The organism is Variovorax sp. GW821-FHT09B01, from assembly GCF_059418345.1.
The window spans coordinates 92,994-119,746 of the sequence record NZ_JBWKPQ010000024.1 but is presented as its reverse complement, the minus strand read 5'-3'; the positions used below and the strand labels follow the sequence as shown (position 1 = coordinate 119,746).

The 26,753-nt window shown below is 67.8% G+C and carries 28 protein-coding genes and 1 pseudogene; 6 read left to right on the top strand and 23 right to left on the bottom strand.

The window, feature by feature from the left end; all coding sequences use genetic code 11:
• The 9 genes and pseudogenes from AC07RV_RS38175 to AC07RV_RS38135 form a co-directional block, all read right to left on the bottom strand.
• Positions 1–72: pseudogene (locus tag AC07RV_RS38175) on the bottom strand (GTP-binding protein); the annotation flags it as partial.
• 142 nt (positions 73–214) lie between these two features.
• Positions 215–2,314 (bottom strand): elongation factor G, encoded by a 2,100-nt coding sequence (gene fusA, locus AC07RV_RS38170; protein WP_093355336.1) that lies wholly within the window; start codon positions 2,312–2,314, stop codon positions 215–217.
• A 96-nt stretch (positions 2,315–2,410) separates the two neighbouring features.
• Complete coding sequence (gene rpsG / locus AC07RV_RS38165) at positions 2,411–2,884, bottom strand: 30S ribosomal protein S7 (RefSeq protein ID WP_007829591.1); 474 nt, start codon at positions 2,882–2,884, stop codon at positions 2,411–2,413.
• Positions 2,885–3,039: 155 nt separating this feature from the next.
• The gene (rpsL, locus tag AC07RV_RS38160) at positions 3,040–3,417 is read right to left on the bottom strand and encodes a 30S ribosomal protein S12 (RefSeq protein ID WP_057597516.1); all 378 of its coding nucleotides are present in this window, start codon (positions 3,415–3,417) and stop codon (positions 3,040–3,042) included.
• 240 nt (positions 3,418–3,657) lie between these two features.
• Positions 3,658–4,827 (bottom strand): D-alanyl-D-alanine carboxypeptidase family protein, encoded by a 1,170-nt coding sequence (locus tag AC07RV_RS38155; RefSeq protein WP_296781556.1) that lies wholly within the window; start codon positions 4,825–4,827, stop codon positions 3,658–3,660.
• Between the two features lie 45 nt (positions 4,828–4,872).
• A complete protein-coding gene (locus AC07RV_RS38150) occupies positions 4,873–5,511 on the bottom strand; it encodes an alpha/beta hydrolase (protein ID WP_093355331.1) in 639 nt (212 codons plus the stop codon).
• Positions 5,512–5,597: 86 nt separating this feature from the next.
• Complete coding sequence (locus AC07RV_RS38145; protein WP_296781555.1) at positions 5,598–5,954, bottom strand: (2Fe-2S) ferredoxin domain-containing protein; 357 nt, start codon at positions 5,952–5,954, stop codon at positions 5,598–5,600.
• A gap of 38 nt (positions 5,955–5,992) precedes the next feature.
• A complete protein-coding gene (locus AC07RV_RS38140; RefSeq protein ID WP_296781554.1) occupies positions 5,993–7,111 on the bottom strand; it encodes a VanZ family protein in 1,119 nt (372 codons plus the stop codon).
• Between the two features lie 5 nt (positions 7,112–7,116).
• Positions 7,117–7,545: a CopD family protein gene (locus tag AC07RV_RS38135; RefSeq protein WP_093355324.1), complete on the bottom strand. Its 429-nt coding sequence runs from the start codon at positions 7,543–7,545 to the stop codon at positions 7,117–7,119.
• A gap of 343 nt (positions 7,546–7,888) precedes the next feature.
• Between AC07RV_RS38135 and hemB the strand changes: the two genes are divergently transcribed.
• Positions 7,889–8,905 (top strand): porphobilinogen synthase, encoded by a 1,017-nt coding sequence (gene hemB / locus AC07RV_RS38130; RefSeq protein WP_296781553.1) that lies wholly within the window; start codon positions 7,889–7,891, stop codon positions 8,903–8,905.
• Positions 8,906–8,964: 59 nt separating this feature from the next.
• Positions 8,965–10,122 (top strand): magnesium transporter CorA family protein, encoded by a 1,158-nt coding sequence (locus AC07RV_RS38125; RefSeq protein ID WP_093355320.1) that lies wholly within the window; start codon positions 8,965–8,967, stop codon positions 10,120–10,122.
• Between the two features lie 99 nt (positions 10,123–10,221).
• Here the strand turns inward: AC07RV_RS38125 and AC07RV_RS38120 are convergent, their stop codons facing one another.
• On the bottom strand, positions 10,222–10,590 hold the full coding sequence (locus AC07RV_RS38120) for a DUF4148 domain-containing protein (protein ID WP_093355317.1): 369 nt from the start codon (positions 10,588–10,590) through the stop codon (positions 10,222–10,224).
• A gap of 230 nt (positions 10,591–10,820) precedes the next feature.
• Positions 10,821–11,195: an alpha/beta hydrolase gene (locus AC07RV_RS38115; protein ID WP_296781552.1), complete on the bottom strand. Its 375-nt coding sequence runs from the start codon at positions 11,193–11,195 to the stop codon at positions 10,821–10,823.
• A gap of 116 nt (positions 11,196–11,311) precedes the next feature.
• Here AC07RV_RS38115 and AC07RV_RS38110 point away from each other — a divergent pair, with 116 nt between their 5' ends.
• Positions 11,312–12,214 carry a LysR family transcriptional regulator gene (locus AC07RV_RS38110; RefSeq protein ID WP_093355315.1) on the top strand — a complete coding sequence of 301 codons (903 nt, stop codon included), beginning with the start codon at positions 11,312–11,314 and terminating at the stop codon, positions 12,212–12,214.
• Positions 12,215–12,256: 42 nt separating this feature from the next.
• On the opposite strand, the gene AC07RV_RS38105 is transcribed toward AC07RV_RS38110, so the two are convergent.
• Together AC07RV_RS38105 and AC07RV_RS38100 are read right to left on the bottom strand one after the other, a co-directional pair.
• Positions 12,257–12,940, bottom strand: coding sequence for a dienelactone hydrolase family protein (locus AC07RV_RS38105; protein ID WP_296781551.1), 684 nt, complete (start codon positions 12,938–12,940; stop codon positions 12,257–12,259).
• 69 nt (positions 12,941–13,009) lie between these two features.
• The gene (locus AC07RV_RS38100; RefSeq protein ID WP_296781550.1) at positions 13,010–13,621 is read right to left on the bottom strand and encodes a 2-hydroxychromene-2-carboxylate isomerase; all 612 of its coding nucleotides are present in this window, start codon (positions 13,619–13,621) and stop codon (positions 13,010–13,012) included.
• 139 nt (positions 13,622–13,760) lie between these two features.
• On the opposite strand from AC07RV_RS38100, the gene AC07RV_RS38095 reads away from it, so the two are divergent.
• Positions 13,761–14,510, top strand: a complete 750-nt coding sequence (locus tag AC07RV_RS38095) for an SDR family oxidoreductase (protein ID WP_296781549.1) — start codon at positions 13,761–13,763, stop codon at positions 14,508–14,510.
• Positions 14,510–15,157, top strand: a complete 648-nt coding sequence (locus AC07RV_RS38090; RefSeq protein ID WP_093355304.1) for a MarC family protein — start codon at positions 14,510–14,512, stop codon at positions 15,155–15,157. Before AC07RV_RS38095 ends, AC07RV_RS38090 begins: the two co-directional genes overlap by 1 nt.
• A 9-nt stretch (positions 15,158–15,166) precedes the next feature.
• Here the strand turns inward: AC07RV_RS38090 and AC07RV_RS38085 are convergent, their stop codons facing one another.
• From AC07RV_RS38085 to purT, 10 genes are all read right to left on the bottom strand, one after another.
• Positions 15,167–15,628 carry an EVE domain-containing protein gene (locus AC07RV_RS38085; RefSeq protein WP_093355302.1) on the bottom strand — a complete coding sequence of 154 codons (462 nt, stop codon included), beginning with the start codon at positions 15,626–15,628 and terminating at the stop codon, positions 15,167–15,169.
• 64 nt (positions 15,629–15,692) lie between these two features.
• A complete protein-coding gene (locus AC07RV_RS38080) occupies positions 15,693–16,853 on the bottom strand; it encodes an ABC transporter substrate-binding protein (RefSeq protein WP_296781548.1) in 1,161 nt (386 codons plus the stop codon).
• Between the two features lie 62 nt (positions 16,854–16,915).
• On the bottom strand, positions 16,916–18,799 hold the full coding sequence (locus AC07RV_RS38075) for an AMP-dependent synthetase/ligase (protein WP_296781547.1): 1,884 nt from the start codon (positions 18,797–18,799) through the stop codon (positions 16,916–16,918).
• Positions 18,800–18,804: 5 nt separating this feature from the next.
• Positions 18,805–19,578, bottom strand: a complete 774-nt coding sequence (locus AC07RV_RS38070) for an ABC transporter ATP-binding protein (protein WP_203203900.1) — start codon at positions 19,576–19,578, stop codon at positions 18,805–18,807.
• Entirely contained in the window at positions 19,575–20,396 is an 822-nt protein-coding gene (locus AC07RV_RS38065) for an ABC transporter ATP-binding protein (RefSeq protein WP_296781546.1), read from the bottom strand. The genes AC07RV_RS38070 and AC07RV_RS38065 overlap by 4 nt, the downstream gene beginning before the upstream one ends.
• Entirely contained in the window at positions 20,393–21,469 is a 1,077-nt protein-coding gene (locus AC07RV_RS38060) for a branched-chain amino acid ABC transporter permease (protein WP_296781545.1), read from the bottom strand. The genes AC07RV_RS38065 and AC07RV_RS38060 overlap by 4 nt, the downstream gene beginning before the upstream one ends.
• A gap of 2 nt (positions 21,470–21,471) precedes the next feature.
• Positions 21,472–22,347 carry a branched-chain amino acid ABC transporter permease gene (locus AC07RV_RS38055; RefSeq protein ID WP_203203897.1) on the bottom strand — a complete coding sequence of 292 codons (876 nt, stop codon included), beginning with the start codon at positions 22,345–22,347 and terminating at the stop codon, positions 21,472–21,474.
• A 19-nt stretch (positions 22,348–22,366) separates the two neighbouring features.
• Complete coding sequence (locus AC07RV_RS38050) at positions 22,367–23,233, bottom strand: helix-turn-helix domain-containing protein (RefSeq protein WP_492715410.1); 867 nt, start codon at positions 23,231–23,233, stop codon at positions 22,367–22,369.
• A gap of 122 nt (positions 23,234–23,355) precedes the next feature.
• On the bottom strand, positions 23,356–24,309 hold the full coding sequence (gene lipP1, locus AC07RV_RS38045; RefSeq protein ID WP_296781543.1) for a LipP1 family hormone-sensitive lipase: 954 nt from the start codon (positions 24,307–24,309) through the stop codon (positions 23,356–23,358).
• Positions 24,310–24,500: 191 nt separating this feature from the next.
• On the bottom strand, positions 24,501–25,703 hold the full coding sequence (gene purT, locus AC07RV_RS38040; protein ID WP_296781542.1) for a formate-dependent phosphoribosylglycinamide formyltransferase: 1,203 nt from the start codon (positions 25,701–25,703) through the stop codon (positions 24,501–24,503).
• Positions 25,704–25,882: 179 nt separating this feature from the next.
• On the opposite strand from purT, the gene AC07RV_RS38035 reads away from it, so the two are divergent.
• Complete coding sequence (locus AC07RV_RS38035; RefSeq protein WP_093355279.1) at positions 25,883–26,731, top strand: 3-hydroxybutyryl-CoA dehydrogenase; 849 nt, start codon at positions 25,883–25,885, stop codon at positions 26,729–26,731.
• Positions 26,732–26,753: the final 22 nt, after the last annotated feature.

Here is a 26,753-nt window from a genome sequence, read left to right as displayed (position 1 = left end):
GCCATGGTCAACGTGACCGATCGTGCCCACGTTCACGTGCGGCTTCGTGCGGGTGAATTTACCTTTTGCCATTTTTCAATCCTTGAAAGAGCAGTCCCGTGTATTGGTTTTATGTCTGCATCCGATTGCTGAATCGCCTCGCACGGGAACAAGACGGCACCGGATCGCAGACAAGAAGGGCCGCGCACTGCGCGGCCCTGCATTCCTGAAACGCTTACTTCGCGCGGGCAGCCACGATGGCTTCGGCGACGTTACGCGGAGCTTCGGCGTAGTGCTTGAACTCCATCGTGTACGTGGCACGGCCTTGCGACATCGAGCGCAGCGTGGTCGAGTAGCCGAACATTTCCGACAGCGGCACTTCGGCCTTGATGGCCTTGCCGCCACCGACCATGTCGTCCATGCCCTGCACCATGCCGCGGCGGGACGACAGGTCGCCCATCACGTTGCCGGCGTAGTCTTCGGGCGTTTCGACTTCCACGGCCATCATCGGCTCGAGGATCACGGGGTTGGCCTTGCGGGCACCTTCCTTGAAACCGAAGATCGCGGCCATCTTGAACGCCATTTCGTTCGAGTCCACGTCGTGGTACGAACCGAAGTGCAGCGTGACCTTGACGTCGACGACGGGGTAGCCCGCCAGCACGCCTTGCGTCAGCGCTTCCACGACGCCCTTTTCCACCGCGGGGATGTATTCGCGAGGAACCACACCGCCCTTGATGGCGTCGACGAACTCGAAGCCCTTGCCGGCTTCCTGGGGTTCGATCTTCAGCACGACGTGGCCGTACTGGCCCTTGCCGCCCGACTGGCGAACGAACTTGCCTTCGGCTTCTTCGACGGTCTTGCGGATCGTTTCGCGGTAGGCCACCTGCGGCTTGCCCACGTTGGCTTCCACGCCGAATTCGCGCTTCATGCGGTCCACGATGATTTCGAGGTGGAGCTCGCCCATGCCGGCGATGATGGTCTGGCCCGACTCTTCGTCCGTGCGAACGCGGAACGAGGGGTCTTCCTGAGCCAGGCGCTGCAGCGCGATGCCCATCTTTTCCTGGTCGGCCTTGGTCTTGGGCTCGACGGCCTGCGAAATCACCGATTCCGGGAACACCATGCGCTCGAGCGTCACGACCGCTTCGGGATCGCACAGCGTTTCGCCGGTGGTCACTTCCTTCAGGCCCACGCAGGCGGCGATGTCGCCGGCGCGGATTTCGCTGACTTCCTCGCGGTTGTTCGCGTGCATCTGCACGATACGGCCGATGCGCTCCTTCTTGCCGCGCACCGGGTTGTAGACGCTGTCGCCCTTGCTGAGCACGCCCGAATAGACGCGCACGAAGGTCAGCTGGCCCACGAACGGGTCGGTCATCAGCTTGAATGCCAGGGCCGAGAACTTCTCGTTGTCGTCCGCCTTGCGAACCACGGGCGCTTCGTCTTCGTCGAGGCCGTTGACCGGCGGAATGTCGGTCGGAGCCGGCATGTATTCGACGACGGCGTCGAGCATGGCCTGCACGCCCTTGTTCTTGAAGGCCGAGCCGCACAGCATCGGCTGGATTTCGCCGGCGATGGTGCGCTGGCGGATGGCCTTCTTGATTTCCTCTTCCGACAGCTCGCCGCCTTCGAGGTACTTGTTCATCAGCTCTTCGCTGGCTTCGGCAGCCGCTTCGACGAGCTTTTCGCGGTATTCGTTGCAGACGTCGACCAGGTTGGCCGGGATGTCGCCGTACTGGAAGGTGACGCCCTTGTCTTCGTCCCAGATGATCGCCTTCATCTTCACGAGGTCGACGATGCCCTGGAAGTGCTCTTCGGCACCGATCGGGATCTGGATCACGACGGGATTGGCCTTCAGGCGGTCGACCATCATCTGGCGCACGCGCAGGAAGTCGGCGCCGGTGCGGTCCATCTTGTTGACGAACGCGAGACGCGGAACCTTGTACTTGTTGGCCTGGCGCCAGACGGTTTCCGACTGGGGCTGCACGCCGCCGACGGCGTCGTACACCATCACGGCGCCGTCCAGCACGCGCATCGAGCGCTCGACTTCAATGGTGAAGTCCACGTGGCCGGGGGTGTCGATGATGTTGATGCGGTGTTCTTCGAACTTGCCAGCCATGCCCTTCCAGAAGCAGGTGGTGGCAGCCGAGGTGATCGTGATGCCGCGCTCTTGCTCTTGCTCCATCCAGTCCATCGTGGCGGCACCGTCGTGCACTTCACCGATCTTGTGGTTCACACCGGTGTAGAACAGGATACGTTCCGTCGTCGTGGTCTTGCCAGCGTCGATGTGCGCGGAGATGCCGATGTTGCGGTAGCGCTCGATGGGGGTCTTGCGGGACATGATTTACTTTCGGGTTGAAATGCGTTGAGCGCTGGGCCCCGAGCACGGGCACAACGCCCGACACTCGACACCCAACGCCCAAGCGAAGTTTGATTCTTAGAAGCGGAAGTGGCTGAACGCCCGGTTGGCTTCCGCCATGCGGTGCACTTCGTCGCGCTTCTTCATCGCGCCGCCACGGCCTTCCGTGGCTTCCATCAGTTCGTTGGCCAGACGCAGGGCCATCGACTTCTCGCCGCGCTTGCGGGCGGCTTCCTTGATCCAGCGCATCGACAGGGCGAGGCGGCGGACGGGGCGGACTTCGACCGGCACTTGATAGTTCGCACCGCCGACGCGGCGCGACTTCACTTCGACCATCGGCTTCACGTTGTTGATGGCAACGGTGAACGCTTCGAGGGGGTCCTTGTCCGGGTTCTTCTTCTCGATGAAGTCGAGCGCGCCATAAATGATGCGCTCGGCAACAGCCTTCTTGCCGCCTTCCATGATCACGTTCATGAACTTCGACAGCTCGACATTGCCGTACTTGGGATCCGGCAGGATTTCACGTTTGGGGACTTCGCGACGACGTGGCATTTTCTTAACCTCTTTGCTTCAGTTGGCACCGTTTCCGGCACCGCGAGAGTCGACTCGGACCCTCACTTACTCGACCCAACTTCGGGTCACTACGCTCGACATGCCCGCCAAGGCACTCGAACACCGATGAAACAACTACTGAAAGAAGAACCCGATCAGGCCTTCTTGGGACGCTTCGCGCCGTACTTGGAACGCGACTGCTTGCGGTCTTTCACGCCTTGCAGGTCGAGCGAACCGCGCACGATGTGGTAACGCACACCGGGCAAGTCCTTGACACGACCGCCGCGAACCAGCACCACGCTGTGTTCCTGCAGGTTGTGGCCTTCGCCGCCGATGTAGGAAATGACTTCGAAGCCGTTGGTCAGGCGGACCTTGGCAACTTTACGAAGTGCCGAGTTCGGCTTCTTGGGGGTCGTGGTGTAGACCCGGGTGCAGACACCGCGACGTTGCGGCGAGTTCTGCATGGCAGGGCTCTTGGACTTGATCTTTTCGACCGTCCGGCCCTGACGCACCAGTTGATTGATGGTTGGCATGAATGAATTAGTCCCAAAACGAGAAATACCCCGGTGGTGCCTTGCGGCGCCCTGGTCGTGACCCAGGAACCGGGAGATGACGCAAACGTGAATCCCTTCGGAATTTTCCGAAAAGCCCACGAGTATAGCAGCGGGCTTGTGAAACGGCAAAGTCAGGCGGCTTGGGAGGCCTTCCGGCCTCTGCCGCCGGCCTGAAAACGCCGGATTGCGCAGTCCTTCAGGCGTCGCGGCCGATCCCTGTCACTTGATCCAGAGCCGCACCGCATCCCAGGCGCGGCCCAGCATGCCGGCCTGTTCGACCGGCTCCAGCGCCACCAGCGGCACCTCGGCCACCGGCTGGTCGTCGAGCGTGACCTTGAGCGTGCCCACGGGCTGGTACTTGGTGAACGGCGCCACCAGCGGGTCGGGGCGCGCGATCTGGGTCTTGAGCTTGCTGGCGGTGCCCGCGGGCACGGCGACCACGATCGGCTCGGGACGGCCGAGCTTGAGCACGTTCTGCTTGCCCTTCCAGACCGCCGGCGTGGCCGCGGGCTGCCCGCCGTCGAACAGGCGCACGGCGTCGTAGGCGGTGTAGCCCCAGTTCAGCAGCTTCTGCGATTCGTTGGCGCGCACGGTTTCGCCCGAGGTGCCGAGCACGATCGACAGCAGGCGGCGGCCGCCGGTCAGGTTCGGGAAGTCGCGCTTGGCGGTGGCGATCATGCAGTAGCCGGCGGCTTCGGTATGGCCGGTCTTCAGGCCGTCGACGGTCGGGTCGCGGAACAGCAGCAGGTTGCGGTTGGTGTCGTTGGTCGAGGGCGTGCCCGGGTAGCGGTACTTCTTGATCGCGTAGTACTTGGCTTCCTCGGGGAAGTCGCGCACCAGCCGGGTCGCCAGGATGCTGAGGTCGCGCGCGGTGGTGGTGTGGCCGGGCGCGGTCAGGCCCTCGGGATTCTTGTAGGTGGTGTTCTTCATGCCCAGCACCTTGGCCTGGGCGTTCATCAGTTCGACGAAGTGTTCGACCGTGCCGCCCACGCCCTCGGCCAGCGCCACGGTGGCGTCGTTGCCCGACTGGACGATCAGGCCCTTGATCAGGTCTTCGACCGGCACCTGCATCTTGGGGTCGATGAACATGCGCGAGCCCGGCATCTTCCAGGCGCGCGGGCTGACCGGCAGGGTCTGCGTCAGGGTGATCTTCTTGGCGCGCAGCGCGTCGAACACGATGTAGGCCGACATCAGCTTGGTCAGCGACGCCGGCTCGACCGGGCTGTCGATGTCCTTCTGCGCCAGGATCTGGTTCGCCGTCACGTCGAGCAGCAGGTAGCTGCGCGCGGCGATCTCGGGCGGCGCCGGCACCTGGGCGGCGGCGATCAGGCAGACGGAAGCGGCGGCGGCGAGCAACAGCGCGCGGGCACCGTGGAAGAAGCGATTCATGGGAGCAATGGGAAAGAAACGAAGACGTGCCTGCAAGCCAGGCTTTCAGGCGGCCGGGTTGTCTGCGCGCAGATGGCGCACGACCAGGCTCTTGAGCAGCGGCAATTGTCCGTGAAAGAAATGGCCGCCCCCGGGGACGACTGTGACAGGAAGTGACTGCGGCCGCGCCCAGTCCATGACCGCCGACAGCGCCACCGTGTCGTCGGCCTCGCCATGGACCACCAGCGTGCGCTCGTGGGCCTCGGGCGGCAGCACGGCCACCGTGTTGCGCGCGGCTGCCGTGCCGACCAGCACGATCTGGCGAACGTCGCGCGCGGCCCAGAGCTTCTCGACCGCGCCGCTCGCGACGAAGGCGCCGAAGGAGAAACCGGCGATCGCCAGCGGGCCCTCGGGCGCGAGCTGGCCGACCACATGGAGCATGTCCTCGAGCTCGCCACGGCCCTCGTCGTGCACGCCCTGGCTCGCGCCGACGCCGCGGAAGTTGAAGCGCACCGCGGTCCAGCCGCAGGCGATGAAGGCACGCGCCAGGGTCTGCACCACCTTGTTGTCCATGGTGCCGCCGAACAGCGGATGGGGATGCGCGATGACGGCGATGCCGCGCGCGGCCTCGGCCGGCTGGTCGCGCTGCACCTCGATGACGCCGGCGGCGCCCTGGAGGCTGATCTTTTCGGTCTGGGAATTCATGAGGCTCGGATTGGAACGGGCCGGCAGGCCGACGGTGGAGGGGTGCCTGCGGCGAGCACGGTACGAGCGCAGGCCCGACTGAAAGTTCAGCGCCCGACGTCGGGCGGCAGCAGCAGGCGCTCGACGATCTCGCCCTTCTTCAGGTGCGAGTCGACGATCTCGTCGATGTCGTCGGCATCGACGAAGGTGTACCAGACCGCCTCGGGATAGACCACGGCGACCGGTCCGCCGGCGCAGCGGTCGAGGCAGCCGGCCTTGTTGACGCGCACCTTGCCGGGCCCCGAGAGCCCCTCTTCCTTGACCCTGGCCTTGCAGCGGTCGAAGCCCTGCTGGGCGTTGTGCATGGAACAGGAATCCTCGCCGTTCTTGCGTTCGTTGAGGCAGAAGAAGATGTGGCGGCCGTAGTAGCCCGAAGGCACGGCGTGGCTGGCGGGGGTGGACATCGGCGGATTCTAGGACCGCCGCCCATGCACCCGGCCCTTCAGGCGGCCGGCGGCCGGCTGCGCCGCGACAGCAGAAAGATCACGTAGGCCAGCACCCCGAACGGCCAGAGCCAGCCCAGCCACTGGGCCAGCCCGTGGAAGCGGATGAAACGCCCCTGCTCCCAGGTCGCCAGCGTCTGCGCGAAATAGGCGCTCTCGGGCGCCTGGTTCAACAGGCTCAGCTGGAGTACCAATGCCACCAGCAGCAGCGCGCCGCACAGACGGCGCGGCGCGAACAGCAGCAGCACCCCGGCGAACAGCGCCGCCGCCATGCCGACCTGCGCCGGCAGCTCGAGCCAGGCCCAGGCATGGTCGGGGCCGTAGCTCAGCGCCGCCGACAGCGCCGAGGCCGCCACGCCCGTCAGCAGGATCAGCGGCAGCAGCACCGCGCGCTGCACCACGGTGCGCGCCACGAGATAGCCCAGCAGGCAGGGCACCAGCGCGCCCAGCATCACGCACAGCAGCTCGACCGCCGGCACCAGCGGCTCGAGCTCGAACTGGCGCACCGGCAGCCAGTCGATGAACGGGGTGTCGAGCAGCCATTCGGAGATCGCCGCCTCGAGCCGCTCGAACACCTGGCCCAGCCCGAAGGTCACGGCCGCGGGGAACAGCAGCGCGAACGGCCACAGCGCCAGCAGCACCAGCGCGCCGCGGGCCTCGTCGACGAACCATTGCGCCCGGGCCCGCCCCCAGTGGGCGACCGCGCCGAAGCGCTCGAGCGCCACCGCCAGCACCGCGCCCAGCAGCGCGCCGGCGCTGTTCAGGCCCAGGTCGACGTTCGAGGGAATGCGCGCCGGCAGGTAGCTCTGCAGCGTCTCCATCGCGAAGGACACGGCCACGCCCGCCAGCGTGGCGCGCAGCACGGCGCGGCCGATGCTCGAGGTGCTGCGGGTGCGCAGCACCGACAGCGCGCAGAGGAACCCGAAGGGCACGTAGCCCGCGACGTTGATCGCGAAGTCGAAGCCGGTCCAGTACTTGGGCCAGGGCGCCGACAGGTAGGCCCAGGGCGCGATGCCCTGGTCGCGCCAGTCGGAAAAGGGATAGAGACTGGCATAGACGATCAGCGCCGCATAGGCCAGCGCAAGGGGCAGCGCGGCGGACTTGTGCTGCGTCGCCACCGCCGTCAGAAGGGCTTGACCACGACCAGGATCACGATCGCCAGCAGCAGCAGCACCGGCAACTCGTTGAACCAGCGGTACCAGCCGTGGTTGCGCCGGTTCTCGCCGGCGGCGAAGCGGCGCAGTAGCACCGCGCAGCCGTGGTGGTAGCCGATCGCCACCAGCACCAGCGCCAGCTTGGCGTGCATCCAGCCGTTGCCCGGGCCGCGCCCGATGCCGTAGCCCAGCCACAGCCAAAGGCCGAAGCCCAGCGCCGGCACGGCCAGGAAGGTGGTGAAGCGCAGCAGCTTGCGCGCCATCAGCAGCAGGCGCTCGCGCTCGGCGAGCGACTCGGGCGGCACCATCGCGAGGTTGACGAAGATCCGGGGGAGGTAGAACAGGCCGGCGAACCAGCTGGCGATGAAGACGATGTGGAAGGACTTGACCCAGAGCATGGCGGTCAGTTTAGTGGCCGGCCCCCGCTGGCTGCACCCGGTTTCATCGGCCCCCACGAAAGCGACGGACAAAAAAAAGCCCGACGTCTTCACGTCGGGCTGGGAAGCCCTTTTGCTGTCACACATCAAGGCACCCGCTCAGGGAGGAAAAGCGGGGGACGGCAAGCCGTCCGGGGCAGAATTTAACAAAGACGAAACAAGGTTTCAAGCGACCGGTGCGCTTTAATTAACAATCTAGGGTAAAAATTTATTACTTTGGTACTACTAATTTCCGTAGTTGTCGGACAACTGCCCCCATTCATGGCAAAAGTTCGGGAACTTTAGTTCGGGCACAATTTTCCGCATGAGCTCCACCCTTTCATCCTTCGCCGCCTTCCCCGCCGGGCGCCCGCGCCGCCTTCGCCGCGACGCCTTCACGCGCAACCTGGTGCGGGAAAACGCCCTGACCACGCACGACCTGATCTACCCGGTGTTCGTGCAGGAAGGCAGCGGCCGGCGCGATGCGGTGGCCTCGATGCCTGGCGTGGAACGCCTGAGCCTCGACCTGCTGCTGCCCGTGGCCGAGCAGTGCGTGGCGGCCGGCATCCCGGTGATGGCGCTGTTCCCGGTGATCGATGCGAGCCTCAAGACCCCGTCCGGCGACGAGGCCTTCAACCCGGACGGCCTGATCCCGCGCGTGGTGGCGGCGCTCAAGGCGCGCTTTCCCGAACTGGGCGTGATGACCGACGTCGCGCTCGACCCCTACACCAGCCACGGCCAGGACGGCCTGCTCGACGACAGCGGCTACATCCTCAACGACCCGACCGTCGAAGTGCTGGTGAAGCAGGCGCTCACACAGTCGCAGGCCGGCGTCGACATTGTGGCGCCCAGCGACATGATGGACGGGCGCATCGGCGCGATCCGCCAGGCGCTCGAGGCGCGCGGCGACGTGCACACGCGGATCATGGCCTACAGCGCCAAGTACGCGAGCGCCTTCTACGGCCCGTTCCGCGACGCGGTCGGCTCGGCCGCCAACCTCGGCAAGAGCAACAAGAAGGTCTACCAGATGGACCCGGGCAACAGCGACGAGGCGCTGCGCGAGGTGGCGATCGACATCGCCGAGGGCGCCGACATGGTGATGGTGAAGCCCGGCATGCCCTACCTGGACATCGTGCGCCGCGTGAAGGACGAGTTCCGCGTGCCGACCTTCGCCTACCAGGTCAGCGGCGAGTACGCGATGCTCAAGGCCGCGGCCCAGAACGGCTGGCTCGACCACGACGCCGTGGTGCTCGAGAGCCTGCTGGCCTTCAAGCGCGCGGGCGCCGACGGCATCCTCACCTACTTCGCGCTCGACGCGGCCCGTCTGCTACAAACTAAGTAGCACAATGGGTCCGCCCGGCCTTCGGTCCGGGCCATCTTGAGCAAGCACGGGGGCGCGCGATGCGAATCTTCGAAATCAACACCTCGCAGGTCAGCGAGCATGCCGCGCTGGCGCCGCTGGCCCTGCCCGGCTCCTGCAGCGCCGCCAGCTACCTCTGGATCTCGCTCACGCGCGACGAATTCCGCGCCTCGCTGCCCGAGGTGCAGCAGATCCTGCAGACGCTGTGCCAGACCCAGCTGGTCGACCTGCACGTGGCCGACCTGCTGAACGACCAGCTGCCCTCGCACAGCGACTACACCTCGCAGTACGACGTGCTGGTGTTCCGCCGGCTCGCGAGTGGCGGCAATGGCCAGCCGGCGCCCGCCACGCCACCGGCGGCCACGCCCGCGGCCCCCGCCCCGCGCCCGCGCGGCGGCCCGCCCGTGCTGCGCCGCATCGACACCCGCCCGGTCGGCTTCGCCGTGTTCGACCGCGTGCTGCTGTCGGTGCATCCCGAGGACGGGGCGGTGCGCGACGTCTTCGCCGCGCGCCTGCTGGCCGCCGCCGCGCCCGGCGACCGCGGCACGCCGGCGCTCGACGTGCGCGCGGTCACGAACCGCGTGCCCACCAGCCCGGCCGACCTGATGCTGCGCGTCATCAACCAGATCGTCGACGGCTACCTCGACCTGCGGCGCGAGCTCACCAAGCAGCTCGACCACTGGCAGGCCGAGCTCATCGACCCGCGCAGCCGCTTCACCAACTGGGGCGCGCTGATGGAGTCGCGCCAGTCGCTGCACCACCTCGACGAGATCTGCGAGGACCAGCGCGCCGCCATGCAGGACTGGCTCGACAACCTCGAGACCCTGCCGCCGCCCAAGGACGCGGCCGAGGGGCGCGAGCGCGAGCTGGTGATGATCCGCAGCCGCGACGTGCTCGAGCACATCGAGCGCGTGGTGCACCACGTGCGCCGGCTCGAGCAGAACGCCGAGACCGCGGTGCAGATGCATTTCAGCGTGCAGGGCCACCGGGCCAACGACATCATGCGGGTGCTGACCGTGCTCACCGCCGTGTTCCTGCCGCTGAACCTGATCGCCGGCATCTTCGGCATGAACTTCGAGTTCATCCCGCTGGTGCACAAGGCCGACGGCTTCTGGATCGCCATGGGCTCGATGCTCGCGATCGCGGTGCTGCTGGTGCTGATCTTCTGGCGCAAGCGCTACCTCGCGCGCACGCGCTGAACGAGCGCGCATAAGAAAAGCCACGCGGAGCGATCTCCGCGTGGCTTTTTCTCGTCCGGGTGCGAACGGCCCGAAGGCCGCCCGGTGCCGTGCGACAGCTTACTTGGCGGTGGCGCCGGAGCCTTGTTGGGCCTGGACGCGTGCGTCGAGCGGGTGTTGCATGGTCGAGATGACCTTGCTGTTCACGCGCGAACCCGAGGTCACGTTCTGGTCGGGAGCGGAAGCGGTGCGGATCGCTTCGGCTTCGACCAGGGCGCGGTCCTTCGACACGGCGACCGTTTCCGGGCCGCGCGAGCCGCGGGTCACGTTCTGGTTCGGTGCGGCGGCAGCGCGCACGGCTTCGGTGTTGACTTCGTCGCGGCTCTTGCTCGAGACGGCCTGGGTCACGCCTTCATAGGTTTCGGCTTGGGCGCCAACGGCGGCAAACAGGGTCAGTGCGGCGGCGGCGATGATGTGCGAGGTCTTCATTTCGGTTGTCCTTGATACGGTACGTCGGAGGGTTTAGCCACCAGGCGTGCACGGATCGGCTCGCCTGTGCGGCGAGTTTCAAGGCGAAACCCCTCGGGAAAACACCCGGTTCAGAGACACGGTGTTTCCGCTATTGAAACAATGTCAGGTCGACCGTTCAGTCATTAACCTGGGTGCGCGGCGGGCCATTCCGGCCTCGGCGAACACCGAAGCATTCAGCCGTCCGGGCCTCAGCGCGCCGTGCGCGGCGTGCCCGGCACGGCCTTGATCTGCGGCGGGATCTCGCTGTTGACGAAGGCGCGGCGGTCGAGGTTCAGGCTCGGGTCGTGCGAGGTCGCCACCGCCTCGGCGCGCACCGCCGCGCGGTCGCGCCCGCCGGTGCGCGGCGCGGCGAGCGGCGGCTCGGCCTCCACGTCGCCATACACATTGCCGGCGCGCGCGGCCGCGGCGGCTTCTGCGGCCAGCGCGGCGCGGTCGGCGCCGGGCCCCATCGGCCGCACGGGATCGAAGGCCTGGGCCAGCGCCGCGCCGGCCGGCAGCCACAGGGCCGCCAGCGCCAGCGTCCACGGCGCGAGGGCCGCATGAAGTCGAAAAGTGCGTGTCATCGAATGCATCCTCTGCCTGCTTGCGAGTCGCGCTGCGTCACGAAAGTGCCGCGCGGCCTCGCTAAGAAAAACCCCTGAGAATCGCGCCATCGCCCAGCGCTACCGGCACGACCTCCATGGACAGCCTCGACCTGATCAGAACCTTTCGCGAAGTCGCGTCGCATGGCAGCTTCTCGCAGGCCGCCAAGCGGCTCGACATGTCCAAGGCCACGGTCAGCAAGTATGTCGCCGAACTCGAAACCCGCTTCGGCGTGCGCCTGCTCAACCGCTCCACGCGCTCGGTGAGCCTCACCGACGCCGGCCAGCTGCTGCTGGAGCGCAGCACGCCGGTGCTCGAGATGGTCGAGCTGACGCAGGCCGAGCTGCAGGAGCGCGCGAGCCAGCCCGGCGGCCGGCTGCGCATCTCGGCGCCGCACGGCATGGGCAATGGCGAGTTTCCGAACCTGCTGGCCGATTTCATGCGCTACTACCCCGACGTGCGCATCAGCCTGCAGCTGACCAACCGCACGGTCGATCTCGCCGAGGAAGGCATCGACGTCGACATCCGCAGCGGCCCGGTGGAGGATGCCAACCTGATCATGCGCAAGCTGCGGCTCATGAACATGGTGGTCTGCGCCTCGCCGGTCTACTGGAAGAAGCACGGCAAGCCCGAGCATCCGCGCGACCTGGCGGACCACGAGGCGCTCACCCACTCGCTGCTCGGCGCCCAGCCGGTCTGGCGCTTCGACGACGGCGGCGAGCCGCTCGACGTGCACGTCAAGAGCCGCATGGACTGCACCGAAGGCGCGCCGCTGATCCGCATCGCGATGCGCGGCTTCGGCGTGATCTACCTGCCCTCGATCCTGGTGCAGTCGCACATCGACCAGGGCGAGCTGGTGCCGGTGCTGCAGGACTATGCGCGCAAGGACATGTGGCTGTCGGCCGTCTACCTGCAGCGGCGCCACAACAGCGCCGCGCTGCGCGCGCTGCTCGACTTCCTCGAGACCCGCGTGGGCGACAAGCCCGGCCTCAAGAAATGAAAAAGCCCGGCGGCGCCGGGCTCCCATGCGAAGCGAATGCGCTCAGCCGATGTGCTGCGCGAAGAAGGCCAGCACGCGCTCGCGCGCCAGCTTCGATGCTTCGGCGTCGTACGAGCCGCGCTGGTCGCAGTTGAAGCCGTGGCCCACCGGGTACACGTGCACCTCGACCTCGGGATGGGCCTTCTTGAAGCTCTCGATGGTGTCGAGCGGAATCCAGTGGTCCTGGTTGCCGAAGTGGGCCTGCACCGGCACCTTGGGCTGGCGCGCGGTTTCCTCGGGCGAGGTCATGCCGCCACCGTAGTAGGGCGCGGCGGCCGAGAGCCCGGGCACCAGCGCGGCGGCGCGCCAGGTCAGCAGGCCGCCCCAGCAGTAGCCGACGATGCCGACCTTGCCGGCCTTGGCCGCGTAGGCCACGGCGGCCTCGATGTCCTGCAGCACGCCGGGCGCGGGCAGCGCCTCGACGGCCGTCTTCAGGCCGAAGCCCGTCTTCATGTCGTCCTCGCTGTAGCCGAGCTCGACGCCGGGCTTCACGCGGTGGAAGGTCGCGGGAGCGACGGCCAGGTAGCCCGCGGCCGCGTAGCCGTCGGCCACCGAGCGGATGTGCGAGTTGACGCCGAAGATCTCCTGCACCACGACGACGGCGCCGCGCGGCGTGCCGGCGGGTTCGGCCACGTAGGCGGGAAAGCTGAAGCCGTCCTTGGCGGTGAGATCGATGAATTGACCCATGATGTGTTGCTCCTTTGATGGCAATGGGAAGGATGGAGGGAATGCGTGTCCGGTGCGTGTCGGCGGCATTCAGCCCGCCGCCCCGGGCCGCAGCGCGCGTTCGACGAAATCGAGCCGGTCCTGGCCCCAGAAGATCTCGCCGTCGATCACGTAGCTCGGCGCGCCGAAGACCTGGATGTCGATGGCTTCCTGCGTGTAGGCCTCGTACTGCTCCTGCACCGCCTGGCTCTGCGCCTGGTCGGCGCGCTTGGCCGGCAGGCCGCATTCGGCCACCAGCGCCTCGAGCACCTTGGGGTCGCCGATGTTGCGCTCCTGCGCCCACAGCGCGGCGAACACCGCCGCGCACATGCGCATCGCGGCCTCGGTGCCGTCGTTGAGGTCGACCGCGATGATCAGCCGTGCCGCGTCGTCGCCCGAGACCGGGAAGAACTTCGGCTTCGGATGCAGCGGAATGCCCAGGTGCTTCGAGAAGCGCGCCAGCTCGACCAGCCGGTAGGCCTGCCGCTGCGGCGCGCGCTTGCCCAGCGGCAGCCCGCCCGAGACCGGAAAGATGCTGCCCATGTCCACCGGACGCACGCGCACCGTGGCGCCGGCCGCCGCCGCGATCGCGGCGAAGCGGGCATGGCCCAGGTAGGTCCAGGGGCTTTGGGGGGGGAAGTAGTAGTCGATGGTCTTGCTCATGAATTCACCTCCGCGCACGAAGCGCCGCCGGAACATCCCGGTACTGCGGGTAAGGCCCGCAACTTGCGAGCCACCCTCGGTGATGTAATCCGGACCGACGGTTTTAACTGACGCGCAGCTTTTGTGCAGGAGATCGGAATTGAACCAGCAGGTGCTCTTGGTCACGGGAGGCGGACGCGGCATCGGCGCCGCCACCGCCTTGCTGGCGGCGCGGCGCGGCTATGCCGTGGCGGTCAACTACGCGAGCAACTCGCTCGCGGCCGACGAAGTCGTGCGCGCGATCCGCGCCGCGGGCGGCAAGGCGATCGCGGTGCAGGCCGATGTCGGCGATGAAGCGCAGGTGATGGCCATGTTCGAGCAGGTCGATGCCAAGCTCGGCCGGCTCACGGCGCTGGTCAACAGCGCCGGCGTGGTCGACGTGCGCGCGCGCGTCGACGAGATGAGCGCGGCGCGGCTGGAACGCATGTTCCGCATCAACGTGGTCGGCAGCTTCGTCTGCGCGCGCGAGGCGGTGCGCCGCATGAGCACGCGCCACGGCGGCACGGGCGGCGTGATCGTCAATCTCTCGAGCGCCGCCTCGCGGCTGGGTTCGCCCGAGCAGTACGTGGACTACGCCGCGAGCAAGGGCGCGATCGACACCTTCACGCTCGGCCTGGCCAAGGAAGTGGCCGACGAGGGCATCCGCGTCAACGCGGTGCGCCCGGGCCTGATCGACACCGACATCCACGCCTCGGGCGGCATGCCCGAGCGCGCCGCGCAGCTCGCGCCCTCGGTGCCGATGAAGCGCACCGGCAGCGCCGAGGAGGTGGCGAACGCGATCGTGTGGCTGCTGTCCGACGAGGCCAGCTACACCACCATGGCCCTGCTCGACGTCTCGGGAGGACGCTGATGAGCACCTCGATGGACCTGATCAAGCCGCTGGTCACGCTGGTGGCGATCGTCAACCCGCTGGCCATCGTGCCCTTCTTCATCCACTACACGCAGGGTTATTCCGACGCACAGCGCCGCCGCACGGTGCGCATGTCGGCCTTCAGCGCCTTCGTGGTGATCGCGGTCAGCGCGCTGATCGGGCTGCAGCTCTTGTCCTTCTTCGGCATCTCGATCGCGAGCTTCCAGGTCGGCGGCGGCCTGCTGCTGCTGATGAGCTCGCTGTCGATGCTCAACGCGCAGCCGGCCGAGAGCAAGACCAACGTCGAGGAGCTGCGCGCCACCGAGGTCAAGGCCTCGATGGGCGCCTCGATCGCGGTGGTGCCGCTGACCATCCCGCTGCTCACCGGCCCGGCCACCATCTCCACCGTGGTGATCTACGCCGACAAGGCCAAGCACCTGTGGGAGCTCGCGGTGCTCGTGGGCTACGGCGTGGTGGTCGCGCTGGCCACGGCCATCGCCTTCTCGCTCGCGCAGCCGATCGCGCGCGTGCTCGGCAAGACCGGCATCAACATCATGACCCGGCTCATGGGCCTGATCCTCGCGGCGCTGGCGGTCGAGGTGATGACCGACGGCCTGGGCAAGCTGTTCCCGATCCTCGCGAAATGACGAGGGCGCTCAGCCCAGCATCTTCTCGATGATCTTCCAGTGCGCCGGCTCCACCGGCGTGATCGACAGCCGGTTGCCCTTGCGCAGGATCGTCAGCTCGGCCAGCTCGGGCTTCGCGCGCAGCTCGGGCAGCGCCAGCAGGCGCGTCTTGCGCAGCGCCTGAACGTCCACCAGCAGCCAGCGCGGATCGTCCTTTTTCGAGGCCGCGTCGTAGTAGGGCGACTTCGGGTCGAACTGCGTGGGATCGGGCTTGATCGCCGACGCCACGCGCGCGAGGCCGGCGATGCCGGGCTCGGGGCAGCTCGAGTGATAGAACAGCACGCCGTCGCCGACCTTCATACCGTCGCGCATGAAGTTGCGGGCCTGGTAGTTGCGCACGCCGGTCCACGCCACGGTGGCGTCGGGCGCGGCCAGCGCATCGTCGATCGAGACCTCGTCGGGCTCGGATTTCATCAGCCAGTACTGGGGCATGGCGTTCTCGCGAGGATGGGATGCCGCGCAATATAGCCGCCCGCCCCGGCACCGGGGCCCGGCTTCAGGGCGCCACGTAGTCCGACACCACCACCCACTTGCCGTCCTTGATCTGCGACAGCCGCGACTGGTCGTTGCCCAGGCGCTTGGTGGCGGTGTAGGTGCTCTTCGGGCTGCCGAACATGTCGGGCTCGAAGGTGATGCTGTCCATGGCCTTGATGAAGCTGTCGGTCGTGAGGTTCGGGCCGGCCTTCTGCGCCGCCTTGATGAAGGAGTCGACGATCACGTAGCCGTAGACCGAGAACACGGTCGGGTCCTCGTTGAACTTGGTCTTGTACTTGTTGGCCCAGAAGCGCAGCGGCTGCGACTGCTCGTCGGTGTAGGGGTTCTGCACCGTCATGGTCGCGTAGATGCCGTCCATGGCCTTGCCGCCGAGCTTGTGGATCAGGTCGGTGTAGGCCGCGCTCGATCCCAGGAAGGTCGGGTTGAAGCCGGTCTTGCGCGCCTCGCCCACGGTGCCGATGGTCTCGCGGATGATGGTGCCGAGCACCACCAGGTCGCAGTTGGCGGCCTTCATCTTCGCGACCTGCGAGCTGAAGTCGGTGGCGCCGCGCTTGAACGAGGTCTTCTCGGCCAGCTCCATGTTCACGGCCTTGAGGCCGGCCTCGGCGCCGCGCTGCACCTCGAGGCCGAACTCGTCGTCCTGGTAGATGGTGCAGACCTTCTTCGCGCCCTTGTCCTTCACCATCTTCGGCAGCGCCAGGCGGATCTGGTCGTAGTAGGTGGCGGCGAACGAGTACTTGAGGCGGTTGAGCGGCTCGTACATCTCGCGCGCCGCGGTGATCGGCATGTAGTTGACGACGTTCTTGTCGAACTGCACCGGCATCGCCGCCATGTTCTGCGCCGTGCCGATGTGGCCGGCCATGATGAAGATCTTCTCCTGGTTCACCAGCTTCTGCGCCGCCAGCACGGCCTTCTTCGGGTCGTAGCCCGAGTCCTCGACGTAGAGCTTGAGCTTGCGGCCGTTGATGTCGCCCTGCTCGTTGAGCTCGTCCACGCGCAGCTGCATGCCGTTGCGCGCCTGCTTGCCGAAGCCGGCGAGCGGCCCCGAGAGATCCTGGATCGTGCCGATGCGGATCTCGTCCTTGGTCACGCCCTGCTGCGCGGACGCGAGCGTCGCGGCCAGGCCCAGCACGGCCAGCATCGTCGGTGTCTTGAGCTTCATGCGCTTGTCTCCTCGGGTTGGCGAAAAAATCGGGTGGCGATCGGAATGTTTTTTCGATGCGCTCAGCGGTACATGGCCTCGATGCGCGGCGCGTACTTGGTCTGCACCAGCTTGCGCTTGAGCTTCATGGTCGGCGTCAGTTCCTCGTCCTCGGCGCTCAGTTGCGTCTCGAGCAGGAAGAACTTCTTGATCTGCTCCACGCGCGCGAACTTCGCATTGACGCGGTCGATCTCGCCCTGGATCAGGTCGAGCACCTCCTGCGTGCGCGTGAGGCTTTCGTAGTTGCTGAACGGCACGTCGTTGTCCTGCGCGAATTTCTCGACGTTCTCCTGGTCGATCATCACGATCACCGTCAGGTAGGGCCTCTTGTCGCCGATCACCACCGCGTCCGTGACGTAGGGGCTGAACTTGAGTTCGTTCTCGAGTTCGCTCGGCGTGATGTTCTTGCCACCTGCCGTGATGATGATGTCCTTCATGCGGTCGGTGATGCGGAAATACCCTTCCGCGTCGACCGTGCCGACGTCGCCGGTATGCAGCCAGCCCTCGGCGTCGAGGGTCTCGGCGGTCTTCTCGGGCAGGTTCAGGTAGCCCATGAAGACGTTCGGGCCGCGCACCAGGATCTCGCCGGTCTGCGGATCGAGGCGCACCTCGTTGTAGCCGGCCGCCGGGCCGATCGAGCCCGGCATGATGCGCGTGACCGGCACGCCGGTGGAGGCGCCGCACGACTCCGTCATGCCCCAGACCTCCAGCATCGGCACGCCCAGCGCGAGATACCAGCGCACCAGCTCGGGCGAGATCGGCGCGGCACCGGTCACGAGGAAGCGCGCGCGGTGGATGCCGATCAGCTTGCGCACGTTGTCGAGCGCGAGCCAGCGCGCCAGGCGGAACTTCAGGCGCAGCCCCGCGCCCACCGGCCGGCCCTCGAGCACCCGCTGCGCGATCTGCTGGCCCACGCCGATGCTCCAGCCGTAGGCCGTCTGCTGCAGCCGGCTGGCCTCCTTGAGCGCGATCATCACGCCCGAGTAGAACTTCTCCCACACGCGCGGCACGGCCGTGAACACCGTGGGCGCGATCTCGCGCACGTTCTCGGGCACGGTCTCGGGGTTCTCGACGAAGTTGAGGATCGAGCCGGTGTACATCGCGAAGTACTCGCCGCCCATGCGTTCGGCGATGTGGCACAGCGGCAGGAAGCACATGCGCTCGTCGCTCTCGTCCTGCGCCAGCAGCGTGTTGTAGCCGCGCATGGTGTAGACCAGCCCGCCGTGGCTGTGCATCGCGCCCTTGGGCTTTCCGGTGGTGCCCGAGGTGTAGACGAGGATCGCGAGGTCCTCGGCGCGGCAGGCGGCCACGCGCTGCTCGAGCGCCCGCGGATGCGCGGCCAGGTGCTCGCGGCCCAGGGCACGCAGTGCATCCAGGCTCAGCACGTCGGGGTCGTCGAGCTCGCGCAGGCCCTCCATGTCGAACACCACCACCTTGCGCAGCAGCGGCAGCGCGGCGCGCACCTCGAGCGCCTTGTCGAGCTGCTCGTCGTCCTCGACGAACAGCACCGTGGTGCGCGAGTCCTCGCACAGGTACTGCACCTGCGAGGCCGCGTCGGTCGGGTAGATGCCGTTGGAGACACCACCGCAGCTGAGCACCGCCACGTCCGCCAGCACCCATTCGATGACGGTGTTCGACAGCACCGAGGCGCATTCGCCGGCCGCGAAGCCCAGCGCCATCAGGCCGCCCGCGATCTCACGCACCGCCTCGGCGGTCTGGCCCCAGGTCCAGCTGCGCCAGATGCCGAATTCCTTCTGCCGCATCCAGACCTTGTCGCGGCGCAACTCGACCGCTTTCCAGAACACGGCCGGGATGGTGTCGCCCGGCACCACCACCTCGGTGCGGGGCTGCAGGTGCGCGAGGTCCCAGAGGCCGGCCGGCGCGCGCAGTGTGAAGGTGCTGCTCATCGGTGCTACCTCCAGGTCTTCTTTTTCTTCCAGCGCCGCTCGCCGCGCACGCCCTCGTCCTTCACGCCGAGGTAGAACTCCTTGATGTCCTCCTTCTCGCGCAGCCGCTCGCAGCTGTCCTCCATCACGATGCGGCCGTTCTCGAGCACGTAGCCGTGGTCGGCCGCGTTGAGCGCCATGTTGGCGTTCTGCTCCACCAGCAGGATGGTGGTGCCGCGCTCGCGGTTGATGCGCACCACGATCTCGAAGATCTCCTTGGTGAGCTTGGGGCTCAGGCCGAGGCTGGGCTCGTCGAGCAGGATCAGCTGCGGCGCGGCCATGATGGCGCGCGAGATCGCGAGCATCTGCTGCTGGCCGCCCGAGAGCAGGCCGGCGTCCTGCGTGGCACGCTCGCGCAGGATCGGGAAGTAGCCGAACACGGTCTCGATGTCGCGCGCCACGCCGTCGCGGTCCTGGCGCGTGTAGGCCCCCATCAGCAGGTTGTCGCGCACCGACAGCAGCGGGAACACCTCGCGGCCCTCGGGCACGTGGCTCAGGCCTTGCTGCACGATGTGGGCCGGGTCCTTGGCCGTGATGTCGCGGCCCTGGAACTCGATGCTGCCCTTGCGCGGATCGATGATCCCCGAGATGGTCTTGAGGATGGTGGTCTTGCCCGCGCCGTTGGAGCCCAGCACGGTCGCGATCTCGCCCTGGCGCACCTGGAGGCTCACGCCGCGGATGGCCTTGATCGGGCCGTAGGCGCTCTCGACGTTGAGCAGCTGAAGAACCACATCGCTCATGTTCGAACCCTCCGCAGGCTGCTCACGTCGTCGACCGTGCCGAGGTAGGCCTCCACCACGCGCGCATCGGCCTGCACCTCGCGCGGCGAACCCGTGGCCAGCACCTCGCCCTGGTTCATCGCGAGCACGCGGTCCGACACCTTCGACACCAGCGACATGTCGTGCTCCACCATCAGCACCGACACGCCGAGCTCGTGCTGAATGTCCTGGATCCAGAACGCCATGTCGGCCGTCTCCTCCACGTTGAGGCCCGACGAGGGCTCGTCGAGCAGCAGCAGCTTGGGCTCGGTGCACAGCGCGCGCGCCAGCTCCACCACCTTGCGCACGCCGTAGGGCAGGCCCGCCACCATCGCGTCGCGGTGGTGCTGCAGGTCAAGCAGCTCGATCACCTGCTCGACCTTCTCGCGCGCCTCGATCTCGGCGCGCCGCGTGGCCGGCGTGAAGAACAGCTCGCGCCAGAAGCCGCTGCGCCGGTGCGTGTGGCGGCCGATCAGCAGGTTGTGCAGCACCGTCGCATGCTCGAACAGCTCGATGTTCTGGAAGGTGCGCGCGATGCCGAGCGCCGCGATCGCGTGCGGCGCCTGGCTGGTCAGCGCCACCGCGCCGCCGGCCTCGCCATGCCAGGTGATCGTGCCCGAGGTCGGCGTGTAGATGCGGCTGATCAGGTTGAACACCGTGGTCTTGCCCGCGCCGTTGGGACCGATCAGCGTGAACACCTCGCCGCGCCGCACGTCGAAGCTGACCTTGTTGACCGCGAGCACGCCGCCGAAGCGCACGCTCAGGTCCCGGGCCGAGAGAAGGATGTCGCCGCCGTTCATCTCAGGCGATCCGACTTGGTGAAGGACTTCTGCCGCTTGAACAGGCCCTTGCGGTAGAACGGAAACAGCTGCAGATAGGTGCGCACCTTGAGCCAGCGCCCGTACAGGCCCAGCGGCTCGAACAGCACGAACACGATCAGCACCACCCCGTAGACGAAGCCCTGCAGGCCCGGCGCCTGGCCGATCACCGCGGGCAGCCAGTCCTTGCCCATCGAGATCAGCTGCGGCATCGCGATCAGGAAGATCGCGCCGAGGAAGGCGCCGTGCACCGAGCCCAGCCCGCCGATCACCACCATCAGCAGCAGGTCGATCGACTGCAGGATGTTGAACTGGTCGGGCGAGATGAAGCTCAGCTTGTGCGCATAGAGCGCGCCGCCGAGCCCCGCGAGCGCGGCCGAGATCGCGAACGACATCGTCTTGTAGCGCGCGAGATGGATGCCCATGCTCTGCGCCGAGATCTCCGAATCGCGGATCGCCACGAAGGCGCGGCCGGTCGGCGAGCGCAGCAGGTTCAGAATGCCCAGCGTGCTGAGCACCGCCACCACCAGGCACAGGAAGTAGAAGCCGTCGCCCGAGCCGAGCGACCAGCCGAAGAGCTGCGGCGACTTCACGTGCAGTCCCGCGTTGCCGCCGGTCACGCTCTCCCAGCGCGCGAACACCTCCTCGACGATGAAGCCGAACGAGAGCGTCGCGATGCCCAGGTAGATGCCCTTCACGCGCAGCGCCGGCAGCGCCACTACCACGCCCACGCCAGCCGACAGCGCCGCGGCCGCGACCAGCGCGAGCGGGAACGGCACGCCGAGGTTGGTCAGCACGCCCTGCGTGTAGGCACCGGTGCCGAGAAAGGCCGCGTGGCCGATCGAGAACTGGCCCGTGAAGCCCGCGAGCAGCATCAGGCCCAGGCCGACGATGCCGTAGATCAGCACGAAGGTCAGCTGCGCGAGCCAGTACTCGTCGATGACCCAGGGCGCGGCCAGCAGGAAGACGCACAAGAGGCCATACCAGAAGACCTGGCCGCCATGCTTGGCGAGTCGGATGTCCTGGTCGTAGGAGGTCTTGAAGACGTAGCGCATGTTCAGACTTTCTTGCGCAGCTTCTCGCCGAACAGTCCGTTGGGCTTGATCATCAGCATCAGCAGCACCACGATGTACGGCGCCGTGTCCTTGAAGCCGTCGGGCAGGTAGAAGCCCGCGAACGACTCGACGATGCCGATCACCAGCCCGCCGACGATCGCGCCCGGCAGGCTGCCGAAGCCGCCGACCACCGCCGCCGGAAAGGCCTTGAGCCCGATGAAGCCCATGTTGGCGTGCACGAAGGTGATCGGCGCGAGCAGCATGCCCGCGATCGCCGCGACCGCGGCCGCCAGCCCCCACACCAGCCCGTTGAGCCGCTTGACCGGAATGCCCATGTAGTAGGCCGCGAGCTGGTTCTGCGACGAGGCCTGCATCGCGATGCCGAGCTTGCTGTAGCGGAACATCGCGAACAGCAGGCCGCAGAGGATCGCGGTGGCGACGATGATCACGAGCTGCTCGAGGTTCACCACCAGCTCGCCGAGCTTCCAGATCCGGTCCTTGTAGGGCACGGCCAGCGCATGGGTCTCGGTGCCGATGCCCGGCACCATGGTGACCAGGCCGCGCGCCACGTAGGCGATGCCGATGGTGAGCATCACGATCGAGAACTGCGGCTGGCCGAGGATCGGGCGGATCACCACCAGCTCGAGCAGCACGCCGAAGGCCGCCATCGCGACGATGGCGAGCACGGCCGCGAGCCAGAACGGCATGCCGAACAGCGACATGCCCGCGAACGCGGCGAAGGCGCCGAGCATCATCAGGTCGCCCTGCGCGAAGCTCACCGTCTCGGTGGCCTTGTAGATCAGCACGAAGCCGAGCGCGATCAGGCCGTAGATGCAGCCTTGCGCGATGCCCGACAGCAGGAGCTGGAGGATCTGCACGACGGGAACCTCCTTGGCCTTACTGGCGCAGGTGACGGAAGGGAGACGTGAAGGGGCGGTAGGCCGCGCCGGCCGCGTCGTGCAGCGCGAGGCGCCGCGAGCCGGCCAGGATGTCGCTGGGCTTCAGGCCGTAGACCTGGCGGATCGAATGGCTGAAATGGGTGGAGTCGGGATAGCCGGCCTCGAGCGCGATGTCGGTCAGGGTGGCGGTCTGGCGCACGTAGCGCAGCAGGCTGCGCGCGCGCTTCCAGGCGCGGAAGGCCATGCCGGTCTCCTGCTTGAACAGGTGCAGGAAGCGCGAGAACGAGAGATGCACCGAGGCCGCGCATTCCTCGGCCGAGGTGGCGGCCGCGGGGTCGGCGTTGATCGCGTCGATGACCTTGCGGATGCGCGCATCGAGCGTGCGCGACGCGAGCGGCGCGCCGAAGAACTGGCGGTCGAAGTCGAGGCCGTCGAAGCGCTGGCCGCGCGCCGAGGCGGCGAGCAGTTGGGCATGGCTCTCGCGCACGCGCTGCACGAAGGCCGGTGCCTGCACCGGACCGCAGTGCTGCAGCCAGTCGGGCATGCCGGCGGGATCGACCGACTCGGATTCGATCAGCAGATTGAGGATCAGCGGATGCGCGCTCTCGATCTCGTGCGGCACCTGCGGCGGCACCACCAGCAGCTCGCCGCTCTGCCAGGCACCGCCACCCACGCGCAGGCGATTGGGCGGCGCGCCCGCGGGCGAGACATAGACGCCATGGCCGCCCATGGTGCGCTCGGCGGCACGGCCCAGCAGGCCGGCGTAGAACACGCGCTGCGTGGTGAGCCACATCAGGCGTTCGCCCTGGCCGCGACCCTCGCGGGCACCGCCTTGCGTCGACGGCGCCATCCTCGTTCCCTGCATGGTGTCTGTCTCCTGCATTCGGGGGCCTGGACCAGGGCACGGGCCCTGGGTCGGCGTCGTTGTGGGGCTGATCGTAGCGGGGCCCGCGCGCGGCGCGGGGCCCATTTGCGCGGGGACTTTCCCTAGGCCTGCGGCCGTGGCGCCGCGAACGCGCGACGCAACTCGGTGGCGCAAAGCGCGACCGCGGTGTTGGCCTCGTCGAGCACCTTGCCCATGGTCACGAAGCCGTGGATCTGGCGCTCGAAGCAGACGTAGTTCGCGCTGTTGCCGGCCGCGGTCAACGCCTCGGCATAGGCCAGGCCTTCGTCGCGCAGCGGGTCGTAGCCGGCCGTGAGCACCAGCGCCGGCGGCAGGCGCGAGAGGTCGCCGTGCAGCAGCGGCGAGGCGCGCCAGTCGAGGTCGTGCTTCGCATCGGTGATGTAGTGGTCGTGGAAGTAGGTCATCGTGTCGCGCGTCAGCAGGTAGCCCTGGCCGTTGGTCTGGTGCGACGGATGGCCGCGGCGCATGTCGGTGGCCGGATAGATCAGCAGCTGGAACACCAGCGGCAGGTCGGCGCTCTCGCGCGCGGCGATCGCCACCACCGCCGTGAGGTTGCCGCCGGCGCTGTCGCCGCCCACCGCCATGCGGCTCGCGTCCACGCCCAGCGCCGCGGCCTCGCGCCGCACCCAGCGCGTCGCGGCCAGCACGTCGTCGACCGCGGCCGGAAAGCGGTGCTCGGGCCCCATGCGGTAGTCCACCGCGACCACCGCGCAGCCGGCGCCGTTGGCCAGCTCGCGGCACAGCACGTCGTGCGTGTCGAGGTCGCCGATGACCCAGCCGCCGCCGTGGTAGTACACCAGCACCGGCAGCGGGCCGGCGCCCGAGGCCAGCGGCCGGTAGACGCGCACCGGGATCGGGCCGTGCGGGCCGTCGGCCGCGAGGTCGCGCACCTCGGCCACTTCGGCCGGCAGCGGCTGGGTGGCGGCGCGGCGTTCGCGGTAGAAGGCGCGCGCGTCGGCGGGCGACAGCGTGTGGGTCGGCGGGATGCCGCGCGCCTCGATGAAGTCGAGCAGCGCGCGGGCCTGGGGATGCAGCATGGTGTCTCCGGTGGATCGATCGATCGACCCAGTGTGGAGCGCGGCGCGCGCGGACGGAATCCGCATGCACCCGCATCCCTCCCGGGCCGGCGTCTTTCGTCAGCCCCGGCACCTTGCCTGCGCCTGCGCGGCGCGGCTTGCGAAAACTGGCTACGGCTGTCGCGCGCGCAGCCTGCCGTCGACCGAAGCGATCAGGCCTGGCGCGGCTTCACGCGCGAGGCGGCTTCCTTGGCGTTGGTGCGCGCAGTCTCCACGTCGGCGGCATGCGCCAGCGCCACGCCCATGCGGCGCTTGACGAAGCTCTCGGGCTTGCCGAACAGGCGCAGGTCCACGCCCGGCACCTGCAGCGCCTCGGCCACGCCGTCGAAGACGATGCCCTGGGCATCGACGCCGCCGTAGATCACCGCGCTGGCGCCCGGGCTCTTGAGCGTGGTGTCCACCGGCAGGCCGAGGATCGCGCGCGCATGCAGCTCGAACTCGTTCTGCCACTGCGTGGCCATGGTGACCATGCCGGTGTCGTGCGGCCGCGGGCTGACCTCGCTGAACCAGACCTGGTCGCCCTTGACGAACAGCTCGACGCCGAACAGGCCCTGGCCGCCGAGGTCGGCCGTGACCGCCTCGGCGATCTGCTGCGCCTTCCGCAGCGCGGCGGGTGCCATCGGGTGCGGCTGCCAGCTCTCGACGTAGTCGCCGCTGACCTGCACGTGGCCGATGGGCTCGCAGAACCGGGTGCCCACGGCGCCGCCGGCGTCCTTGGCGCGCACCGTCAGCAGCGTGATCTCGTAGTCGAAGTCGATGAAGCCCTCGACGATCACGCGGCCATGGCTCACGCGGCCGCCGGCCATGGCGTAGTCCCAGGCCTTGCGCACATCGGCCGGGCCGTCGATCTTGCTCTGGCCCTTGCCGGAGCTGCTCATCACGGGCTTCACGATGCACGGGTAGCCGATGCCGCCGTCGATCGCGGCCTGCAGCTCGGCGAGCGAGTCGCAGAACTTGTAGGGGCTGGTGGGCACGCCCAGGGTCTCGGCGGCCAGGCGGCGGATGCCTTCGCGGTCCATCGTAAGGCGGGCGGCGCGGGCCGTGGGGATCACGCGCACCGTGCCCGCGTCCTCGAGCTGCTGCAGCATCGGCGTGGCGATGGCCTCGATCTCGGGCACCACGAGCTGCGGCTTCTCGGCCTCGATCAGCGCCTGCAGCTGCGCGGGGTCGCTCATGACGATGGTGCGCGCATGGTGGGCCACCTGCTGGCCGGGCGCGTTCTCGTAGCGGTCCACGGCGATGGTCTCGACGCCCAGGCGCTGCAGGGCGATCAGCACCTCCTTGCCGAGTTCGCCGGAGCCGAGGAGCATCACGCGGGTTGCCGAGGGGGAGAGGGGGGTGCCGAGGGTGGTCATGGCGGCTTCTGTCGGTTCGGGAGGGAAGAAAAAGAGGGGAAAAGCGCGAGCGCGCACTGTAAGCCACCCGTGTCGCCCGCGGCAACGACGCTGGCACGGGGCTGATCCACAATGGACGGCACGGCGGTTGGCCCGCCTTCTCTTTTCTTCCCCTTTCGTTTTCTCAAGGAGCATTTCTCATGGCGATTCAGACCGTCGGCATCATCGGCGCCGGCACGATGGGCAACGGCATTGCGCAGGCCTGTGCGGTGGCGGGCGTCAAGGTGGTGATGATCGACGTCGCGCAGGCGGCGGTCGACAAGGGCCTGGCCACCGTCTCGGGCAGCCTCGACCGGCTGATCAAGAAGGAAAAGCTCACGGCCGAGCAGAAGGCCGCCGCGCTGGCGCTGATCCAGGGCTCGACCAATTACGACGACCTCAAGGGCGCGCAGCTCGTGATCGAGGCCGCGACCGAGAACCACGCGCTCAAGCTCAAGATCCTCAAGCAGGTCGACGAGCTCGTGGGCCCCGAGGTCATCATCGCCTCGAACACCTCCTCGATCTCGATCACGCAACTGGCCGCCGCCACCTCGCGCGCCGACCGCTTCATCGGCATGCACTTCTTCAACCCGGTGCCGATGATGGCGCTGGTCGAGCTGATCCGCGGCTACCTCACGAGCGACGCCACCCACGACACGGTGAAGGAACTGGCCGAGCGCCTGGGCAAGTCGCCGATCACGGTGAAGAACGCCCCAGGCTTCGTGGTCAACCGCATCCTGGTGCCGATGATCAACGAGGCCTTCTTCGTGCTGTCCGAGGGCATCGCGACCGCCGAGGACATCGACGCCGGCATGAAGCTGGGCTGCAACCAGCCGATCGGCCCGCTGGCGCTGGCCGACATGATCGGCCTGGATGTCTGCCTCGCGGTGATGGAGGTCTACCTCGACCAGTTCGGCGACTCCAAGTACCGCCCCTGCCCGCTGCTGAAGGAAATGGTGGCCGCCGGCCAGCTGGGCCGCAAGACCGGCCGCGGCGTCTACACCTACTGACGCGCCGAAGAACGAGGAGACA

Excerpts from the sequence above, each read along its gene's own strand:
- lipP1 (WP_296781543.1), bottom strand. The coding sequence starts at position 24,309 with ATGCTGCATCCCCAGGCCCGCGCGCTGCTCGACTTCATCGAGGCGCGC.
- AC07RV_RS38100 (WP_296781550.1), bottom strand. The coding sequence starts at position 13,621 with ATGAGCAAGACCATCGACTACTACTTCCCCCCCCAAAGCCCCTGGACC.
- AC07RV_RS38145 (WP_296781555.1), bottom strand. The coding sequence starts at position 5,954 with ATGTCCACCCCCGCCAGCCACGCCGTGCCTTCGGGCTACTACGGCCGC.
- AC07RV_RS38105 (WP_296781551.1), bottom strand. The coding sequence starts at position 12,940 with ATGGGTCAATTCATCGATCTCACCGCCAAGGACGGCTTCAGCTTTCCC.
- AC07RV_RS38155 (WP_296781556.1), bottom strand. The coding sequence starts at position 4,827 with ATGAATCGCTTCTTCCACGGTGCCCGCGCGCTGTTGCTCGCCGCCGCC.
- AC07RV_RS38065 (WP_296781546.1), bottom strand. The coding sequence starts at position 20,396 with ATGAACGGCGGCGACATCCTTCTCTCGGCCCGGGACCTGAGCGTGCGC.
- AC07RV_RS38090 (WP_093355304.1), top strand. The coding sequence starts at position 14,510 with ATGAGCACCTCGATGGACCTGATCAAGCCGCTGGTCACGCTGGTGGCG.
- AC07RV_RS38080 (WP_296781548.1), bottom strand. The coding sequence starts at position 16,853 with ATGAAGCTCAAGACACCGACGATGCTGGCCGTGCTGGGCCTGGCCGCG.
- AC07RV_RS38075 (WP_296781547.1), bottom strand. The coding sequence starts at position 18,799 with ATGAGCAGCACCTTCACACTGCGCGCGCCGGCCGGCCTCTGGGACCTC.
- purT (WP_296781542.1), bottom strand. The coding sequence starts at position 25,703 with ATGACCACCCTCGGCACCCCCCTCTCCCCCTCGGCAACCCGCGTGATG.
- AC07RV_RS38060 (WP_296781545.1), bottom strand. The coding sequence starts at position 21,469 with ATGCGCTACGTCTTCAAGACCTCCTACGACCAGGACATCCGACTCGCC.
- AC07RV_RS38150 (WP_093355331.1), bottom strand. The coding sequence starts at position 5,511 with ATGAATTCCCAGACCGAAAAGATCAGCCTCCAGGGCGCCGCCGGCGTC.
- AC07RV_RS38115 (WP_296781552.1), bottom strand. The coding sequence starts at position 11,195 with ATGACACGCACTTTTCGACTTCATGCGGCCCTCGCGCCGTGGACGCTG.
- AC07RV_RS38110 (WP_093355315.1), top strand. The coding sequence starts at position 11,312 with ATGGACAGCCTCGACCTGATCAGAACCTTTCGCGAAGTCGCGTCGCAT.
- rpsL (WP_057597516.1), bottom strand. The coding sequence starts at position 3,417 with ATGCCAACCATCAATCAACTGGTGCGTCAGGGCCGGACGGTCGAAAAG.
- AC07RV_RS38120 (WP_093355317.1), bottom strand. The coding sequence starts at position 10,590 with ATGAAGACCTCGCACATCATCGCCGCCGCCGCACTGACCCTGTTTGCC.
- AC07RV_RS38070 (WP_203203900.1), bottom strand. The coding sequence starts at position 19,578 with ATGAGCGATGTGGTTCTTCAGCTGCTCAACGTCGAGAGCGCCTACGGC.
- rpsG (WP_007829591.1), bottom strand. The coding sequence starts at position 2,884 with ATGCCACGTCGTCGCGAAGTCCCCAAACGTGAAATCCTGCCGGATCCC.
- AC07RV_RS38125 (WP_093355320.1), top strand. The coding sequence starts at position 8,965 with ATGCGAATCTTCGAAATCAACACCTCGCAGGTCAGCGAGCATGCCGCG.
- AC07RV_RS38135 (WP_093355324.1), bottom strand. The coding sequence starts at position 7,545 with ATGCTCTGGGTCAAGTCCTTCCACATCGTCTTCATCGCCAGCTGGTTC.
- AC07RV_RS38035 (WP_093355279.1), top strand. The coding sequence starts at position 25,883 with ATGGCGATTCAGACCGTCGGCATCATCGGCGCCGGCACGATGGGCAAC.
- hemB (WP_296781553.1), top strand. The coding sequence starts at position 7,889 with ATGAGCTCCACCCTTTCATCCTTCGCCGCCTTCCCCGCCGGGCGCCCG.
- AC07RV_RS38050 (WP_492715410.1), bottom strand. The coding sequence starts at position 23,233 with ATGCAGGGAACGAGGATGGCGCCGTCGACGCAAGGCGGTGCCCGCGAG.
- AC07RV_RS38085 (WP_093355302.1), bottom strand. The coding sequence starts at position 15,628 with ATGCCCCAGTACTGGCTGATGAAATCCGAGCCCGACGAGGTCTCGATC.
- fusA (WP_093355336.1), bottom strand. The coding sequence starts at position 2,314 with ATGTCCCGCAAGACCCCCATCGAGCGCTACCGCAACATCGGCATCTCC.